This is a genomic window from Rhodococcus sp. Z13, assembly GCF_025837095.1.
Lineage (GTDB): Bacteria > Actinomycetota > Actinomycetes > Mycobacteriales > Mycobacteriaceae > Rhodococcus > Rhodococcus sacchari.
In genome coordinates this window covers 2636222-2653989 of record NZ_CP107551.1, presented here as the reverse complement: position 1 = coordinate 2653989, position 17768 = coordinate 2636222, and the positions used below count along the sequence as shown (strand labels likewise).

General features: G+C 71.4%; 16 protein-coding genes. 8 read left to right on the top strand and 8 right to left on the bottom strand.

The genetic code is table 11. The features are described from left to right. Window positions 1-108 precede the first annotated feature (108 nt). A complete protein-coding gene (gene ilvA / locus OED52_RS12075) occupies window positions 109-1464 on the top strand; it encodes a threonine ammonia-lyase IlvA (protein ID WP_264151131.1) in 1356 nt (451 codons plus the stop codon). A 13-nt stretch (window positions 1465-1477) separates the two neighbouring features. Here the strand turns inward: ilvA and treZ are convergent, their stop codons facing one another. After that, window positions 1478-3223: a malto-oligosyltrehalose trehalohydrolase gene (gene treZ / locus OED52_RS12070; RefSeq protein ID WP_264151130.1), complete on the bottom strand. Its 1746-nt coding sequence runs from the start codon at window positions 3221-3223 to the stop codon at window positions 1478-1480. A 108-nt stretch (window positions 3224-3331) separates the two neighbouring features. On the opposite strand from treZ, the gene OED52_RS12065 reads away from it, so the two are divergent. After that, window positions 3332-4030 carry a TetR/AcrR family transcriptional regulator gene (locus OED52_RS12065; protein ID WP_264151129.1) on the top strand — a complete coding sequence of 233 codons (699 nt, stop codon included), beginning with the start codon at window positions 3332-3334 and terminating at the stop codon, window positions 4028-4030. Here OED52_RS12065 and OED52_RS12060 read toward each other — a convergent pair. After that, window positions 4003-4410, bottom strand: coding sequence for a YchJ family protein (locus OED52_RS12060; protein ID WP_264151128.1), 408 nt, complete (start codon window positions 4408-4410; stop codon window positions 4003-4005). The two genes, OED52_RS12065 and OED52_RS12060, sit on opposite strands and share 28 nt — an antisense overlap. Before the next feature lie 106 nt (window positions 4411-4516). Between OED52_RS12060 and OED52_RS12055 the strand changes: the two genes are divergently transcribed. The 3 genes from OED52_RS12055 to OED52_RS12045 all read left to right on the top strand — a co-directional run bounded on the left by OED52_RS12055 (window position 4517) and on the right by OED52_RS12045 (window position 5806). Next, on the top strand, window positions 4517-4993 hold the full coding sequence (locus OED52_RS12055) for a TIGR00725 family protein (protein ID WP_264151127.1): 477 nt from the start codon (window positions 4517-4519) through the stop codon (window positions 4991-4993). A gap of 94 nt (window positions 4994-5087) precedes the next feature. Beyond that, entirely contained in the window at window positions 5088-5309 is a 222-nt protein-coding gene (locus OED52_RS12050) for a helix-turn-helix transcriptional regulator (protein WP_264151126.1), read from the top strand. Continuing rightward, window positions 5306-5806 carry a DUF2029 domain-containing protein gene (locus tag OED52_RS12045; RefSeq protein ID WP_264151125.1) on the top strand — a complete coding sequence of 167 codons (501 nt, stop codon included), beginning with the start codon at window positions 5306-5308 and terminating at the stop codon, window positions 5804-5806. Before OED52_RS12050 ends, OED52_RS12045 begins: the two co-directional genes overlap by 4 nt. Before the next feature lie 7 nt (window positions 5807-5813). Here OED52_RS12045 and treY read toward each other — a convergent pair whose 3' ends face one another. The 3 genes from treY to OED52_RS12030 are packed head-to-tail and all read right to left on the bottom strand — an operon-like array spanning window position 5814 to window position 12547. Further along, window positions 5814-8201: a malto-oligosyltrehalose synthase gene (gene treY, locus OED52_RS12040; RefSeq protein ID WP_264151124.1), complete on the bottom strand. Its 2388-nt coding sequence runs from the start codon at window positions 8199-8201 to the stop codon at window positions 5814-5816. Further along, a complete protein-coding gene (gene glgX / locus OED52_RS12035) occupies window positions 8198-10420 on the bottom strand; it encodes a glycogen debranching protein GlgX (RefSeq protein WP_264151123.1) in 2223 nt (740 codons plus the stop codon). Before glgX ends, treY begins: the two co-directional genes overlap by 4 nt. 45 nt (window positions 10421-10465) lie before the next feature. Continuing rightward, a complete protein-coding gene (locus OED52_RS12030; RefSeq protein ID WP_264151122.1) occupies window positions 10466-12547 on the bottom strand; it encodes an acyltransferase family protein in 2082 nt (693 codons plus the stop codon). A gap of 156 nt (window positions 12548-12703) precedes the next feature. On the opposite strand from OED52_RS12030, the gene OED52_RS12025 reads away from it, so the two are divergent. Beyond that, a complete protein-coding gene (locus OED52_RS12025) occupies window positions 12704-14011 on the top strand; it encodes an adenosylmethionine--8-amino-7-oxononanoate transaminase (protein ID WP_264151121.1) in 1308 nt (435 codons plus the stop codon). Between the two features lie 32 nt (window positions 14012-14043). On the opposite strand, the gene OED52_RS12020 is transcribed toward OED52_RS12025, so the two are convergent. Then, window positions 14044-14463 carry an alpha/beta fold hydrolase gene (locus OED52_RS12020; RefSeq protein WP_264151120.1) on the bottom strand — a complete coding sequence of 140 codons (420 nt, stop codon included), beginning with the start codon at window positions 14461-14463 and terminating at the stop codon, window positions 14044-14046. 116 nt (window positions 14464-14579) lie between these two features. Here OED52_RS12020 and OED52_RS12015 point away from each other — a divergent pair, with 116 nt between their 5' ends. Both OED52_RS12015 and bioD read left to right on the top strand, forming a co-directional pair. Next, window positions 14580-15719, top strand: coding sequence for an 8-amino-7-oxononanoate synthase (locus tag OED52_RS12015; RefSeq protein ID WP_264151119.1), 1140 nt, complete (start codon window positions 14580-14582; stop codon window positions 15717-15719). Continuing rightward, window positions 15716-16447: a dethiobiotin synthase gene (gene bioD / locus OED52_RS12010; protein WP_264151118.1), complete on the top strand. Its 732-nt coding sequence runs from the start codon at window positions 15716-15718 to the stop codon at window positions 16445-16447. The genes OED52_RS12015 and bioD overlap by 4 nt, the downstream gene beginning before the upstream one ends. Here bioD and OED52_RS12005 read toward each other — a convergent pair. Further along, entirely contained in the window at window positions 16411-17391 is a 981-nt protein-coding gene (locus tag OED52_RS12005; protein WP_264151117.1) for an iron-siderophore ABC transporter substrate-binding protein, read from the bottom strand. The genes bioD and OED52_RS12005 overlap by 37 nt on opposite strands. Before the next feature lie 70 nt (window positions 17392-17461). After that, on the bottom strand, window positions 17462-17746 hold the full coding sequence (locus tag OED52_RS12000; protein ID WP_264151116.1) for a hypothetical protein: 285 nt from the start codon (window positions 17744-17746) through the stop codon (window positions 17462-17464). Window positions 17747-17768 lie beyond the last annotated feature (22 nt).

Genomic DNA, 17768 nt, shown 5'->3' with positions numbered 1-17768 from the left:
GGAGAGGAAGCGCCCGACGGGATGCTGCGCGGCGCCGGAACCACCTGCCGCCCCGCGAATGCGGGTCCCGCCGTGTCCCGCGATGCGGGGAAGTGGCAGCATTGACGGGTGACCTCCACTTCGCGAACCGCAGAATCCACACCCGTCACCGCCGTGCCCTGCGCGGCCGACATCGATGTGGCTGCCGAGCGAATTTCCGAGGCGGTCGCCCCGACTCCGCTCGAACTGTGCCCGCGCCTGTCCGCCCTCACCGGGGCGAACGTCTACCTCAAGCGTGAGGACCTCACCCGCGTCCGCTCCTTCAAGCTCCGCGGCGCCTACAACGCCATGGCCCAGCTCGGCGAGGCCGAACGCGCCGCCGGTGTGGTCACCGCCAGCGCCGGCAACCACGCCCAGGGCGTTGCCTACGCGTGCCGCACCATGGGGATCGACGGCCGCATCTACGTGCCCACCCGCACCCCCAAGCAGAAGCGTGACCGCATCCGCGCCCACGGCGGCGACCGGGTCGAGCTGATCGGCGTCGGCGACACCTTCGACGCCGCTGCCGCGGCCGCGGCAGCCGATGTCGCCCGCACCGGCGCGACGATGATCCCGCCCTTCGACGACTCCCGCACCGCCGCCGGCCAGGGCACCATCGCCCGAGAGATCCTCGAACAGCTCGACGGCGACCTCGACGTGCTGCTCGTCCCCGTCGGCGGCGGCGGTCTCCTCGCCGGCATCGCCGCCTATCTGCGCGAGCGTTCGCCGCGCACCTCGCTCGTCGGCGTCGAACCCGCAGGTGCCGCGTCGATGACCGCCGCGCTGGTCGCCGGGGGACCGGTGACCCTGCCCGAGGTCGAGCCGTTCGTCGACGGCGCCGCCGTCAAACGTATCGGCGACGTGCCCTACGCCGTGGTGTCGCAGCTCGGTGTCGACGTCGTCACCCATTCGAGCCTGCCGCTGGTCGCGACGTTGCGCCGCGAGGGCCTCGGCCGTGCCCCCTTCGGCATGACCCAGATCGACGAGGGTGCGCTGTGCACCACGATGCTCGACCTGTACCAGAACGAGGGCATCATCGCCGAGCCCGCCGGTGCACTGTCCGTCGCCGCGCTCGACGAGGTGACGGTACAGCCGGGGGCGAACGTGGTGTGCATCGTCTCCGGCGGCAACAACGACGTCTCCCGCTACGGCGAGATCATCGAGCGGTCGCTCGTCCACCGCGGCCTCAAGCACTACTTCCTCGTGGACTTCCCGCAGGAGCCGGGCGCACTGCGGCGTTTCCTCGACGAGGTGCTCGGCCCGGACGACGACATCACCCTGTTCGAGTACGTCAAGCGCAACAACCGCGAGACCGGCGCCGCGCTGGTGGGCATCGAACTCGGCTCCGCCGAGGATCTTCCGGCGCTGCTGCACCGGATGGAGGTCTCACCGATCGACTCGCAGCGGCTCGAGCCGGGATCGCCGGCCTACCGCTACCTGACCTGACCGCTCCGGTGCCTCACGCTGACGCCTCCGGGGCCTCGAGCACCACGAACGAGTGCCCCGGGACGTCGACGGCCGACCCGGTGTGGTTGACCACCGGCTCGTCCCACCACAGCAGCGGCCGTCCACCCACCGGCACGGTGACCGTCTCGGGGCCGAGATTGCAGGCCACCCGCAGGTCGCCGCGGTGTACGACGATCCACCGCTCGTCCTCGTCGTAGGTCACGTGCACGTGCTCGATCCAGGGGTCGGTGAGCTCGCACCGGTCGCGGCGCAGCGCGATCAGGTCGCGGTAGCAGGCCAGCAGCCGGGCGTGTCCCTCCTCGTCGCGCTCGTCCCAGCGCAGCTTCGATCCGAGGAAGGTCTCCGGATCCTGCGGGTCGGGGACGTCCTCGGCATCCCAGCCGTGCTCGGCGAATTCGCGCCGGCGTCCCTCGACGACCGCCGCGGCGAGTTCCGGCTCGGGATGCGAGGTGAAGTACCGGAAGGGGGTGCTCGCACCCCACTCCTCGCCCATGAACAACATCGGTGTGTAGGGGGAGGTGAGGACGAGCGCGGCCTTGACCGCGAGCTGTCCCGGGGTGAGATACGCGCTCGGCCGGTCGCCGAGGGCGCGGTTGCCGACCTGATCGTGCGTGCACGTGTACGTCACGAGAGAGCTTGCGGGCGTGCGCCGTACGTCCAGCGGGCGGCCGTGCACGCGACCGCGGAAGGTCGAGTACGTGCCGGCGTGGAAGAAGCCGTGCCCGAGCGTGTAGGCGAGACATTCGAGCGATCCGAAGTCCCCGTAGTAGCCCTGCCGCTCCCCGGAGACCGCAGCGTGGATCGCGTGGTGCACGTCGTCGGCCCACTGCGCGTCCAGCCCGTACCCGCCACCGGAGCGCGGTGTGACGATGCGCGGGTCGTTCAGGTCGGATTCGGCGATCAGCGTCAGCGGGCGCCCGAGATGCGCGGAGAGCCGGAACGTTTCGACGGCGAGTTCCTCGAGGATGTGGGTGGCGGTGTGGTCGACGAGGGCGTGCACCGCGTCGAGGCGCAGGGCGTCGATGTGGAATTCGCGGAACCACCGCAGCGCGTTGTCGAGGACGTAGCGGCGCACCTCACCGGAACCCGGGCCGTCGAGATTGACGTTGTCGCCCCAGACCCCCGGCGCCGCAGCGAGATAGGGGCCGAACCGCCCGAGATGGTTGCCGGACGGGCCCAGATGGTTGTAGACGACGTCGAGGACCACGCCGAGGCCACGCGCGTGCGCCGCGTCGACGAACCGTTGCAGCGCGTCGGGGCCGCCGTAGGGTTCGTGCACCGCGTACCACAGCACCCCGTCGTAACCCCAGCCGTGCGTGCCGTTGAACGCGTTGAGGGGCATCAGTTCGACGAAACCGACGCCGAGATCGACGAGTTCGTCGAGCCGGGCGATGGCCGAGTCGAGGGTGCCCTCCGGGGTGAAGGTGCCCACGTGCAGTTCGTAGACGATGCTGCCCGCGAGTTGCCGTCCCGTCCAACCGTGGTCGGTCCACGCGGAGGCGTCGACCTCGTGCAGGCAGGACGGCTCGTGCACGCCGTCGGGCTGGCGGGGGGAGCGGGGATCGGGCAGCACCGTGTCGGTGTCGTCGTCGAGCACGAAGCCGTAGCGGGTGCCCGGACCGGCGTCGATCGCGGCGCGCCACCAGCCGTTCTCGTCGCGCTGCATGGGATGCAACGTGCCGTCGGCGAACAGGCGGACGTTCGACGGGCGCGGGGCCCAGACCTCGAAGGTGTGCACGTCACCAGCATGCCGTGTGCCCCGGTGTGGCGCAGCGGTTGCGGACCGGAAGTAGCGCAACGGTACCGGCGATTTTGATGCAGCGGTACTGCACTCGATACTGGAGGAGTGAACCCGAAGCCCGAACGCGCACGTCGCCGCTACACTTCACCGCTCCGGGAGGAGGCCGCGCGCCGGACCCGCACCACCATCCGGGACGCCGCGGCCCGGCTGTTCGTCCGCGAGGGCTACGTCAGCACCACCGTCAGGCACATCGCCGAGGAGGCCGGTGTCGCCGTCCGCACCGTCTTCAGCGCGTTCCCCGGCGGGAAGGCGGAGATCTTCCGCGAGGCCCTCGATCACGCGGTCGCCGGGGAGGACGACCGGCAGCCCGCCGGTGGGTCCGGATCGGGGCACTCCGAGGAGCCCGTCAGCGATGTCGACCTCGTCGTCGAGCAGGTGGTCGGCTACGGCGCCGCGATGCTCGAACGCGCCGGCGGTCTGCTCATGACCTCCGTCGAGTCGTCCGGCGCGGATCCGGACATGCGGCGCTTCGCCGCCGACGACGCCCGCGCGACCGCCGAGAACGCCCGCACCCTCGCCGAGGGTTTCGGGCACGCCGGCTGGCTGCGGGAGGACGTCACCGTCGAGCACGCCGCCGACGTGCTGTTCACCCTCAGTTCCCCGCAGGTGCACGCCCTGCTGCGGCGCGACTGCGGATGGGACGTCGACCAGTACCGCCAATGGCTCGCCCGCACGCTGCGCACCACGCTGCTGCGCGGTGGTGAGGGTGGGGCCGGTCAGTCCTCGGCGCGGTCGTCGAGATAGAGCCAGTCGCCGTTCTCGCGGACGAACCGGCTGTGCTCGAGCATCGACCCGGGGATGCCGTTCTCGGTCCAGTGCGCCCGGAACTCGACCGTGCCGCTGGTGTGGAGGAAACCGCCTCCGGTGCTGTGCAGCACCTCGAGGCCCGTCCAGCGCTGTTCCGGATCCAGTTCGAGGGACCGGGGTCGCGTGGACGGATGCCAGGTGCGCAGCAGGTGGGCGGTGTCGCCGACGGCGAAGGCGGTGTACCGCGAGCGCATCAGACGCTCGGTCGTCGGGGCGCTCTGCCCGTCCAGCAGCGGGCCGCAGCACTCCCCGAACGGAACCCCGCGACCGCACGGGCAGGGCGAGGAAGGAGGGGGTGCGGCGCTGCGTCTGCTCATGCGCCCATTGTCTACGGGAGGCCGAGGGTGAGGGACGCGGGGGAGGGCGCGAAAGATGTTCGCGGACCTCACGCTTGCGGGGCATTTCTGGTGGAGAATGCCGATCATGAACGCGCAGCGCTATGTCGGGGTCGTGGGGCCGGGTGAGGCCACGCCCGAACAGCGACGGATCGCCCGTCAGGTCGGAGGGCTCCTCGCCGGCCGCCGGGCGGTCGTGGTCACCGGTGGTCTCGGCGGGGTCATGGCGGCGGCCTGCCGCGGGGCGATCGAGGCCGGGGGCACCACCCTCGGGTTCCTGCCCGGTGAGGACCGGGCCGACGGCAACCCGTACCTGACGATCGCCGTGCCCACCGGGCTCGGGGAGATGCGCAACGCGCTGATCGTGCGCAGCAGCGACGCCCTGATCGCGGTGGGCGGGAGCTGGGGCACGATGAGCGAGATCGCGCTCGCGGTCCGCACCGGGGTCCCGGTGATCTCCATCGGCGGCTGGCGCATGCCCGCCGGTGGGGTGCTCGACGTCGAATCCCCGGCCGAGGCCGTCGAATGCCTGCACGCGTTGTTGTGGCGGAAGGATCCCGTCTGACCCATCCTCGGCCGACGGCACCCCGGGTCCGCACCCCGCAGCGGAATGACAAGTCCTCTTGACATAAAATGACAAGTCGACTTTACTTTTTTCCGTGACCGGAGTTCCGCGACACAACAGAGTGCGTGAGTTCAGGCGACAGGCCGGTCTCACGCAGGCCGCTCTCGGAGACGCTGTCGGTGTCAGCCGGCAGAGCATCGTCTCCACCGAGAAGGGTGACTACGCGCCGAGCGTGTACCTCGCCCTGCGGTTGGCCCGCACCCTCGACACCACCGTCGAGGCCCTGTTCCCGCTCGGCGAGGAGGATTCCCCATGACCGCGTTCTACAAGGCCGCCCGGTTCGTCGGCGATCTCGACGACGACTTCTACCGCGACGAACGTCAGCGCGACGTGTGGAACGAGGCGTCGGCCGTGGGATTCCAGCTGTCCCAATGGATCGCGCTCGTCGCCGCCGCCGTCCTGCCCTGGATCGCCGGCCGGCCGGGCGCGTGGACGGCCCTGGGCATCCTGATCGCCTGGTTCGTCGTCTCGGTCGTCACCCAGCTGTATGCGCGGCAACGCGACGTCGACCTGTACCTCACCGCGAACGTGTGGCGGCCCCGTGCCGTCGCCGGCGCGGCCCTCTATCTCGTCGGTATCGCCGGGATCTTCGTGCAGCTGCGCTACGGCGACGGTGTCGACAACGACCCCGCCACCTGGGCCGGCCGCATCGCCGGCGCGGCGACCGTCCTCGTGATCTTCGCGGTGTTCGTGGTGTGGAACCGGCGCCGCACCGAACGGCGGCTCGACGCGGAAGAGGGCCTCGAGGACTGAGTCCGGCCTACCGCGCCCGGTCCTCCCGCACCAGCGCCGCGACCGGCAGCGGAGACAGCAACTCCGCCAACCGGACCCGCCCGCTGAAGGTGCGGCCGGTCAGCGCCTCCGACCACCGACCCTCGGGTAGATCCACCACGGTGTCCCGCCACCCGGTGCGCGACAATGCAACCGTGCGCCGCGACGCCAGCGCGAGCACGTCCGGATCGTCCGGCGTCGGCCCCCGGCCGAACGCCAGCAGATGCTCGGCGGCCGGACCCGACGCGAGGATCGGCACGTAGGCGCCACCGACGAAACTCGCCGGCCGCTCCCGTCGCAACCGCAGCGCGGAGCGCACCACCGTGAACTTCGCCGGGGCCGCCTCGGGATCGTCGAGCAGACGGCGCCGGGCCTCGAAGTCCACCGGCCGCCGGTTGTCCGGGTCGACGAGGGAGTCGTCCCACAACTCGGTGCCCTGGTAGACGTCCGGGATGCCGGGGCCGAGCAACTGCAGCAGTTTCTGCCCCAGCGACACCGCGGAGGTGTGCGGCTCGAGGACGCGGACGAACTCGGTGAGCTCGACACCGACCGGGCCGTCGCACACCGCGTCGATCCACCGCGCGACCGCTTTCTCGAACTCCTCGTCCACCTCGGTCCAGGTTGTCCGGGTCCCGTTCTCCCGCAACGCCTTCCGTGCGTAGGCGTGCAGCCGTTCACGGAGTTCGCCGGTCACGGCACCATCGAGCGGCCACACCCCGACCAGGGTCTGCCACAGGAACAACCCGATCGCGGGATCCGGGGCGGGCTCCGCGGAGTTCCATCCGTCGAGGCGCCGGGTCCATTCCTCGGGCACCTGCGAGAGCACTCCGATGCGCGCCCGCACGTCCTCGCTGCGCTTGGTGTCGTGGGTGGACAGGGTCGTCATCGTGCGGGGCCAGTGCCGGGCCCGCTGCGTCCACGCCAGATGGAACTCGGCCGGGGAGATCGCGAACCGCCCCGGATTCCCACCGACCTCCTGCAGCGAGATCAACCGCGCCGCACGGTAGAACAGACAGTCCTCCACCGCCTTCGCCGTCGCCGCACCGCACACCTGCCCGAACCGCACCGCTGCCTCACCCCGTACCGCCATCGCCCGCGCGAAGACGGTCAGCGCGGGGGACAGGGACGGGATCGACCGGGCCAGATCCCCGGCGACCCGCGGTGTCAGCGTGCTCAACGGCGCATAGTCGGCGCGGTAGACCGGCAGCCGCGCCGCCACCCCGATCACCGCCTCCCGCAGCTCCTCGTCGGAACAGTCGGTGGCGCCGGTGTCGCGGCGGAGCGCCCGCACCAGCCGCCGCACCTCCGGTGCCAGACCGTTCTCGAGCACCCAGCGCTTGAGTTCGCGTTCGCGGACCTCGAGCCACGCCGCGTCCCCGTCCACCCCCGCGACGATCCGCGACAGGGCGTTGAGCTCGGCCTCGCCGTCGGGGTCGACGAACACCGCCGACAGTTCGGCGAGCGCGTCGTACCCGGTGGTCCCGTCCACGGGCAGGGTCGCGTCCAGCGGTTCGCCGTCGCCGAGGATCTTCTCGATCACCAGCCACCGATCCGCCCCCATCAGCTCCCGCAACCGCGCGAGATAACCGGCCGGGTCGGCCAGCCCGTCGGGATGATCGACGCGGATCCCGTCCACCAGCCCGTCGGTGATCCACGATCCGACCTGCTCGTGCGTCGCGTCGAACACCGCCGGGTCCTCCACCCGCACCGCGGCGAGATCGTCGACGGTGAAGAACCGGCGGTAACCGATCAGCCCCGAGTTCCACGCCACCAGCCGGTAGGACTGCCGGGCGTGTACCTCCTCCCCGGTGCCCTCGTCGGTGCCGGGCGCGACGGGGAAGCGCTTGTCGTAGTAGGCGAGCATCGGCTCGTCACCGGACCGGTCGACGGTCAGCTCCCGCACGTCCTCCTCGGATCCGAGGACCGGCAACGCGATCCGGCCGTCCGCGCCGTTGTCGTCGGCGAGGTCGAGATCGAAGAACGACGCGTGATGCGAGTCGCGGCCGTGCTTCAGCACGTCCCACCACCACGCGTTCTGTCGCGGATCGGCGACGCCCACGTGGTTGGGGACGATGTCGACCACCAACCCCATCCCGCGCGAACGCGCTTCCCGCGCCAGCCTTTCCAGCCCGTCACGGCCACCGAGTGCATCGGAGACCGTGGTGGGATCGACCACGTCGTAACCGTGTGTGGAGCCGGCGGTCGCCGTCAGTACGGGGGAGAGATACAGGTGGGAGACCCCGAGCGCGTCGAGATAGTCGAGCAGGGTGACGGCGTCGTCGAAGGTGCACGCGTCGCCGCGCAGCTGGAGGCGGTAGGTGGACAGCACCGCACCCGTGTTCCCCGCTCCGGCGCTCCTCACACGCGCATCCGTCATCGGGTCCTCCGCAGCACCAGTACCGAGCGCGCCTGCACCCGGACGGGCTTACCCGCGGTGACGGTCTCCTCTCGCAGTCCGTCGGGTACATCGGTGTCGAGCGCCACCGTCCACTCCTCGGCGTGGGGGCCGTCCGGGGTGACGAAGTCGATGGGTTCGTGATGGGCGTTGAAACACATCAGGAACGAGTCGTCGACGACGCGCTGCCCGCGCTGGTCGGGTTCGGGGATGCCCTCGCCGTTGAGGAACACCGCGAGCGACTTGCCGAACCCGCTGTCCCAGTCCTCGGGCATCATCTCGTCGCCGCTCGGGGTGCGCCACGCGATGTCGCGGGACTGGTCGCCGCTGCGGATCGGCCGGCCCTCGAAGAAGCGGCGGCGCCGGAACGCCGGATGCTCGGCCCGCAAAACGATCACGTTGCGGGTGAACGCCACCAGGTCCGCATTCGTCTCTGCGAGCGACCAGTCCACCCACGACAGTTCGTTGTCCTGGCAGTATACGTTGTTGTTGCCCTGCTGGGTGCGCCCCAGCTCGTCGCCGTGCGCGAGCATCGGGGTGCCCTGCGACAGGATCAGCGTCGCCAGCATGTTGCGCTGCTGGCGCCCGCGCAGCGCGAGCACCTCCGGATCGTCGGTGGGGCCTTCCACCCCGCAGTTCCACGACCGGTTGTGCGACTCGCCGTCGCGGTTGTCCTCCCCGTTGGCGTCGTTGTGTTTCTCGTTGTAGGACACCAGGTCCGCGAGGGTGAACCCGTCGTGGGCGGTGACGAAGTTGATCGACGCGCCCGGCCGGCGCCCGGTGTCCTCGTACAGATCCGACGAACCCGTCAGCCGCGACGCGAACTCCCCGAGGGTGGCCGGCTCGCCCCGCCAGTAGTCGCGGACCGTGTCGCGGTACTTGCCGTTCCACTCCGTCCACTGCCCGGGGAAGTTGCCCACCTGGTAGCCGCCCTCCCCGACATCCCACGGCTCGGCGATCAGCTTGACCTGCGAGACGACCGGATCCTGCTGGACCAGATCGAAGAACGCCGACAGCCGGTCCACGTCGTGCAGCTCCCGCGCCAGGGTGGAGGCGAGATCGAACCGGAAGCCGTCCACGTGCATCTCGGTGACCCAGTAGCGCAGCGAGTCCATGATCAGCTGCAGGGTGTGCGGGTGGCGGGCGTTGAGACTGTTGCCGGTGCCCGTGTAGTCCATGTAGTACGCCTTGTCGTCGTCGACGAGGCGGTAGTAGGCGGCGTTGTCGATTCCTCGGAAGCAGATGGTCGGGCCGAGATGGTTGCCCTCGGCGGTGTGGTTGTAGACCACGTCGAGGATCACCTCGATGCCCGCCTCGTGGAAGGCGCGCACCATCGCCTTGAACTCTGCGACCACCGCGCTCGGCTTGTTCGACGACGAGTACTCGGCGTGCGGGGCGAAGAACCCGAAGGTGTTGTACCCCCAGTAGTTGCGCAGCCCCTTGTCGAGGAGCACCTGGTCGTGCATGAACTGGTGCACCGGCATCAGCTCGATCGCGGTGACCCCCAGGGAGAGCAGGTGGTCGATGATCGCCGGGTGCGCCAGACCCGCATAGGTGCCGCGCATGTGCTCGGGGATGTCGGGATGCGTCGCCGTCATACCCTTGACGTGCGCCTCGTAGATGACCGTCTCGTTGTAGGGCCGGCGCGGGTGCCGGTCCGTCGCCCAGTCGAAGAAGGGGTTGATGACGACGGTGGTCATGGTGTGGCCGAGGGAATCGAGGCCGGGCAGATCGGCCCCCGAGACCGCGGGATGCTGCGCCTCGTCCGCCTCACCGGCATCCTCGCCGGCCCCCTTCTCGGAGGTGCCGGGCAGCGGATAGGAGAACAGCGAGGAGTCGCCGTCGAAGGTACCGTCGAACGCCTTGCCGTACGGGTCGAGCAGCAGTTTGCTCGGATCGCACCGGTGGCCGTTGGCGGGGTCGTAGGGTCCGTGCACCCGGTAGCCGTAGCGCTGGCCGGGGGAGACGGTGGGCAGATAGGCGTGCCAGACGTATCCGTCGACCTCCTCGAGCGGGATCCGGGTCTCCGTTCCGTCCCGGGAGATCAGGCACAGTTCGACCTTCTCTGCGATCTCGGAGAACAGGGCGAAGTTCGTGCCCGCACCGTCGTAGGTGGCCCCGAGTGGATACGGGGAACCCGGCCACACTTCGATGACTTCGGGCAGATCCTCGGTGGTGCTCGCGTCGGTGGTGGGCTCCATGTCGCCACACTAGCCTTCTCGGAGCGTTCGCTCGGGGTGAGTGCGTCACCACCATCCCGTGAGCGGGCCGAGCCGCTCGCCGAGCTCGGGCGTCATCGTCCGCACATAGGTGGTCGTGAGGTGGTTCTCGTCCCGGTAGATCAGGATGTTGCCCTCCACCGCGCGGCACAGATCCTGCCGGCAGAACAGGTCGGACATGTCGATCAGCGACACCGACGGCAGGTGCGCCGACGCCGCGATCGCCGGGTCGACCGGGTCGAGGGCCTCCTCGCGCGGCACCCCGCACGACTCGGCGGTGCCGCCCCCGGCGAGGCAGTCGGCCGCCCGATAGGCCACGCCGTCGCGGAACAACCACGGGTTGTCGCGGATCGCGATCACCGGGATGCCGTGATCGGCGAGGGTCTGCCACAGGTCGACGTACCAGAACGGGGTGAAGTCGCCCGGTCCCTCACCCTCGTCCTTGGTGCGGGTCGAGGTGGTGAACACGTAGTCCGGCGGATCGGCGCGCAGTTCGGCGAGCACCGCCGTCGACCAGGTATCGCACTCGACCGTGGGGGAGTCCTCCACCAGCGGCGCGAGAGGATCGGACAGCGGACAGCCCACCTTGAGGTAGGTGTCGAGCCGGAAGTTGTGCTCGATGCCGAGGGCGTCCAGCGCGGCGAGCCAGTGCTCCGAGTGCGAACCCCCGACGAGGACCATCCGCCGGGTCGCCAGCGGATCCCCGTAGGTGCAGGTCAGCGGGGAACGGTTGGTGTGCTGGGCGATGCAGTTGTCCAGGGTCGCGGGCGGTAGGTCCAGATGCGCGACCTGCAGCGGCGGCTGGATCGGTTGCGGGTCGGCCTGGACCGCCGGGTCGAACACCGCCGCCCCCGGATACAGGTCCGCGGGCAGCTCCGCCGTGTGTGCGAGGGCCTGCGAGGCCCGGTCGATGTGGACGCCCCACAGATTCGCCGCGGCGAACAGCGCCACCGCCGTGACGGCCACCGCGCTCACCAGCGCGGTCCGTGCCGAGCGCGGCGGCTCGGTGCGGCGGAGCGGTTCCTCGAGCCACCGCGTGGAGGCCTCCGCGAGCAGCAGCGACACGACGACGACACCGAGGCCGCCGACGAGTCCCGCCGACGGGTGCTGCCGCACCACGAGGTAGCCGATGAGGATCGGCCAGTGCCACAGGTACAGGGCGTAGGCGATCGCGCCGAGCCGCAGCAGCGGCCGCGAGGACAACACCCGGGCGGTCGGGGTGTCGGGTGTCGTGTCGCCCGGCGCGGCGCCCGCGACGATCAGCGCCATCGCGGCACCCACCGGCACCAGCGCCCACGGGCCGGGGAACAGGGCGTTGCCGTCGAGCAGGAACCCGCACGACAGCAGCACCGCGAGGGCGGCCACACCGAGCGCGATCCGCGCCCAGCGGGGCAGCCGCAGCCACGGCACCACGCACGCCAGCAACCCGCCGAGGGTCAGCTCCCACGCGCGGGCGGCGCTGTCGTAGTACAGCCACGACTGCGGGTGCTCGGACACCGTCGCGTAGGTCAGCGACGCCGCGGTCAGCGCCGCCAGCAGCACGGCGAGCACCGGCCGGACCGGCAGCGACCGGCGGCGCAGCAGCCAGGCCACGGCGAACACCACCACCAGCGCCGCGAGATAGAACTGCCCCTGCACCGCGATGGACCACAGATGCTGCAGGGGGCTGACCATCGGATCGGCCGCGAGATAGTCGCTGCCCGACCGCGCCAGATGCCAGTTCTGGAAGAACAGCAGCGACGCGCCGGTCTCGTCGGCCACCCGGAACCACTGCGTCGACGGCAGGATCACCGTCGTCGCGAGCACGGTGACGGTCAGCACGAGCACCAGCGGCGGCAGCAGGCGGCGGCCCACCCTCCGCACCACCGGCACCGGATCGAGGGCCGCACCGGACTCGGCTGTGCGCAGCAGGGTACCGACGAAGAAGAAGCCGGACATCGCCAGGAAGACGTCGACGCCGCCGGAGACCCGGCCGAACCACACGTGGAAGACCACCACCAGGGCGATGGCCAGACCGCGCACGCCGTCGAGATCGGCGCGGCGGGCGGGCTTCGCGCCCGGTGCCGGTACAGCACTCCCGAGATCGTGTCCCGAGGTGTGGACGGACATGGAAGCGCATACCCTCCGGCAGTCGTGCGTAATCGGTGGCGTCGGGCGGCGTGGCAGGGCCGTCCCCCGACGGTGTTACCGGTGAGTTCGAGTCACGGCAACCCGGGCAGACTACGCGGCCGCGAGCCGCGGAGGCCAACCGCCTACAGTCGGGGCGTGAGCACCTCAGGACTCCCGGCCGACCGGATCCGCAGCCTCGACGCGCAGCATCTGTGGCATCCCTACGGCGCCTTTCCGGCCGCCACCGAACCGCTGGTGGTCGACCGAGCCCACGGCACCCGGCTGGTGCTCGCCGACGGACGCGAGCTGGTCGACGGCATGAGTTCGTGGTGGGCCGCCGTGCACGGCTACCGGCATCCGGTGCTGGACACGGCGGTGCGCGACCAGCTGGAGAAGATGAGTCACGTCATGTTCGGGGGTCTCACCCACGCCCCCGCCGCGCGGCTCGCGGAACTGCTCGTCGACCTCACCCCCGCCGGGCTGGACACGGTCTTCCTCGCCGACTCGGGCTCGGTGTCGGTGGAGGTCGCGGTGAAGACGGCGGTGCAGTACCAGCGTGCGATCGGTCGTCCGCGGCGCCGCCGGCTGCTCACCTGGCGTGGCGGATATCACGGCGACACCTTCGCCCCGATGAGCGTGTGCGACCCCGAGGGCGGCATGCACGCGCTGTGGACCGACATCCTCGCCCGTCAGGTCTTCGCCCCCGCCCCGCCCGCGGCGTTCGACCCCGACTACGTCGCCGCCTTCGAGGAGATCCTCGTCGCGCACGTCGACGAGCTCGCCGCCGTCATCGTGGAGCCGGTCGTGCAGGGCGCCGGCGGGATGCGCTTCCACGAGCCACGCTACCTGCGGGAGCTGCGCCGGATGTGCGACGAGCACGGCCTGGTGCTGATCTTCGACGAGATCGCCACCGGTTTCGGCCGCACCGGCGAACTGTTCGCCGCCGACCACGCCGGGGTGTCACCTGATGTCATGTGCGTCGGCAAGGCCCTGACCGGCGGCTACATGACCCTCGCCGCGACGCTGACCACCCGGGCGATCGCCGAGGCGATCAGCGCGGGGGAGGGTGGCGGCATCATGCACGGCCCGACCTTCATGGGTAATCCCCTCGCGTGTGCGGTCGCCGTCGCGGCGATCGAACTGCTGCTGTCGCGGGACTGGCGCGCCGAGGTCGCGGCACTGCAGACGGGCCTGGAGACCGGGCTCGCCCCCGCCTGCGACCTGCCCGGGGTGACGGACGTGCGGGTGCTCGGCGGCATCGGCGTCCTCGAACTCTCCGAACCGGTGGACATGCGGACGGCGACCGCGGCCGCCGTCGGCGCCGGGGTGTGGCTGCGCCCGTTCCGCAACCTGATCTACGCGATGCCGCCCTACGTGTGCAGCGCCGACGACGTCGCCACCATCACCACGGGGATGCTCGCCGCGGCCCGCGCGCAGGCCGGGGTGCGCACCCCGGCCTCCTGAATCCGCTCGGTCGGCGGTGCCCCTGCGCCGGCTCAGCCGGTCGTCGCGAACCCGGCGATCGCCTCGGCCACCTGCTTCGGGCCGGTGACGTGCGCGACGTGCGCGTGCCCGGGGAACTCGACGAGCCGCGTGGCCGGCAGGACGGCGCGCAGCGCCGCGGTGGCCTCGACGTGGTGCCGCGCGATGCGGCCACCGAACAGGAAGAGGGTCTCGGCGGTGACCGGCGCGTATCGCGTCACGTCCGGTCCGAGCGTGTCGATCACGCGCAGTTCCCGCACCCAGGTCGGGGTCAGTGCCGCCATGGGCGCCCACATCGGGGTGCGGCGCAGCCCGGCGACACTCTCCTCCGGTACCTGCAGGATCTCGGTCATCGCGATCGTCGGCGCCCGGTCGGGATCGCTCTCGGCCACCGCCGCCGCGTCCGCCGACCGCACGTGCAACTCCTCGATCACCGACTGCTCCTCACACCGGGACGTCCCCCGTCTCCGGGTCTGCCGGACCGCTCGAGCCCAGCGGGCGACCGTGCCGGGATGACGCCTTGAACGGTGTTCAAGTATGGTCTCGGGTCATGACCGCACACCCCGGCCTCGCCTGGCTCGACGACACCGCCGCGGCGCGCCGCGCCGCAGGACTGCACCGCGAACCGGTCGCCCGCACCTCCGGCTCGGCGATCGTCGACCTGGCCTCCAACGACTACCTCGGCCTGATCCGCCACCCCGAGGTCCTCGCCGGCGCCACCGCGGCGCTGCGCCGCTGGGGCGGCGGATCCACCGGATCACGGCTGGTCACCGGCACCACCACCGAACACGAACTGCTCGAACGCGAACTCGCCGAGTTCACCGGTGCGGAGAGCGGACTGGTGTTCTCCAGCGGCTACGCCGCCAACCTCGGCGCGGTCACCGCGCTGTCCGGCCGCGACGCGCTCGTGGTGTCCGACGCCGGTTCCCACGCCTCGCTCGTCGACGCCTGCCGGCTCTCCCGCGCCCGCGTCGTCGTGACCCCGCACAACGAGGTCGACGCCGTCGCCGCCGCACTCGCCGCGCGCACCGAACCGCGCGCGCTCGTGCTCACCGACTCGGTGTTCAGCACCGACGGAGACCTCGCCCCACTGCGCGCACTGCACCGCGTGTGCCGCGCGCACGGGGCGTTCCTGCTCGTCGACGAGGCTCACGGAGTGGGAGTCCGCGGTGCGGGGGGCCGCGGACTCGTCCACGAGGTGGGCCTCGCCGGCGAGCCCGACCTGATCGTCACCGCCACCCTGTCGAAGTCGCTCGCCTCCCAGGGCGGTGTCGTGCTCGCCGACGGGCGGATCCGCGAACACCTCGTCGACACCGCCCGCACCTTCATCTTCGACACCGGGCTCGCGCCGGCGGCGGTCGGTGCGGCGCGCGGCGCCCTGAAGGTGCTGCGCGCCGAACCCGAACGTGCCGCGGCGGTCCTCGACCGCGCCGCCGACCTCGCCCGCATCACCGGGGTCGTCGCCCCGCCGTCCGCAGTGGTCTCGGTGGTCCTCGGTGAACCGCAGGTCGCCCTCGACGCCTCCCGCCGGTGTCGCGACCGCGGCGTCCACGTCGGCTGCTTCCGGCCGCCGTCGGTGCCCGCCGGCACCTCCCGGCTGCGGCTGACCGCCCGGGCGAACCTCACCGGCGACGACCTGGCTCTCGTCGACGAGGTGCTCACCGACGTGCTTGCGGGAGCCCACGCGTGAGCGTCCTCGTCGTCACCGGCACCTCCACCGATGTCGGCAAGACCGTCGCCACCGCCGCGCTCGCCGCCGACGCCCGCGCCGCCGGCCTGCGGGTCGCGGTGTGCAAACCGGCGCAGACCGGGGTGACCGACGATGCACCCGGCGACCTGCGCGAGATCCGGCGCCTCGCAGGTCCGGACGTCGACCTCGTGGAACTCGCCCGCTATCCCGACCCGCTCGCCCCCGACACCGCCGCGCGGCGCAGCGGCCGTCCGCTGCTCGACCTGCAGGCCGTCGTCGACGCGATCCGCCGCGTCGACGACGAGCACGACCTGACCCTCGTCGAGGGGGCCGGCGGGGTGCTCGTGCGGCTGGGCGCCGAAGGCTTCACCCTCGTCGACGTCGCCGCCGCCCTCGCCGCCCCGGCCGTGGTCGTCGCCGCCGCCGGGCTCGGCACCCTCAACCATTCCGCGTTGACCGTCGCCGCGCTGCGCGCCGCCGACGTCGCCTGCGCCGGGGTCATCGTCGGAGCCTGGCCCGAGGAACCGGATCTCGCCGAGCGATGCAATCTCGACGACCTGCCCGAGGTCACCGGTGTGCCGCTGCTCGGGTGCCTCCCGGCGGGCGCGGGGCGCCTCGACAGGGCGGCGTTCACCACCCTGGCCCGGCGCTGCGTCTCCGTCCCGGCAGGGGTGTCCCGGTGGACGGTCTCTCAGTCGACGCGTTCGGCGAGCTGCGGCACCAGCTGATCGAGCGCGAACGGGATCGACAGCGCCGAGTTCAGCGAGATCGCGTTCGCGACGTCGGAGCCGCTGTCGAGCACGAGGTACCGACCGTCCTGCACGACCGGAAGCTGCTGGAAGAGCGGATTCTCCGTCACCTCCGCCGAATCGACGTAGATCGGGAGGACGAGCAGCAGGTCGGAGTCGAGCATCCCGAGGTTCTCGTCGGAGACCGGCACGAAGAAGTTGTCGCCCGCCATCGCCTCGACCGCCGGATTGTTGACGAAGCCGAGATCCTGCAGGAACTGCACGCGCGCGTCCCGCGAGACGTAGGCGCCCCAGCCGTCCGAGGTGTACGCCGCGACCGTGACCGTCTTGCCGGCGAACTCGGGATGGTCGGCCGCGGCCTGCGCGAACTGCTCGTCGAGCTCCGTGACGAGTTCCTCGCCCTTCTCGGGCACCCCGAGCGCGGTCGCGACCATCGTGATCTGCGCGTCGCGCGGGGTTTGATAGGCGGTCGCCCCCTCGGGTGGGCCGATGGTCGTCGCAATCCCCGAGAGCGTGTCGTAGCGGGCCTGCTCACCGGAACTGGCGGTGTCGAGGATCAGATCCGGCGTCAGCGCCGCGATCTGCTCGAAGGACGGCTCCACGGTGCCGATGATCTCCGGGGATTCGCTGTAACCGTCCTCCACCCACGGCCCTACTCCGTCGCCGCCGAACGCGAGCCAGTCGCTCGCCCCGACCGGCTCGACTCCCAACGCGAGGGCGGTCTCCGCGTCGCCCCAGCCCAGGGCGACGACCCGCTCGGATTGTTCCTCCACGGTGACGGGCCCGAACATCGTCTCGATCGTGGCGGGAAACGCCCCCGATTCGGCACCCGTGGTCTCGGACGCGGACTCTCCGTCGTCCGATCCGCAGGCGGCCAGGAGGACGGCAGTGGTGGCGAGCAGCGCGGCGGCGCGACGCTTCATGAGTGGACCTCGGCTCCGTCGGACAGCAGGTGAGGCGATCCTAACCCGCTCGCCGGGAGCCGGGGGTCGTTCAGCGTGAACGCAGTGCGGAGGCGGCGGCCGCCACCGCGGAGGCCGTGCCCGCCCCCGCCAGTCCCGTCACCATCGCGGCGGTGACCGCCAACGAGAAGGCGGTGCCGATCGTCGACTCCACGAGGCGCCGGCCCGCCCCGCGTCGCGGCGACGCCACGAACGGGGACCCCACGGGTGCGAGCGCGACCGGCGGCACGGCCGGTGACCCGGTCGGGCGGGCCCGGTACGGCCGCGCCCCGGTGCCGTCGGTGACGAAGTCCGTGACGAATGCGATCTCGGTCATCTCGATTCCCCCTCGGTGACTC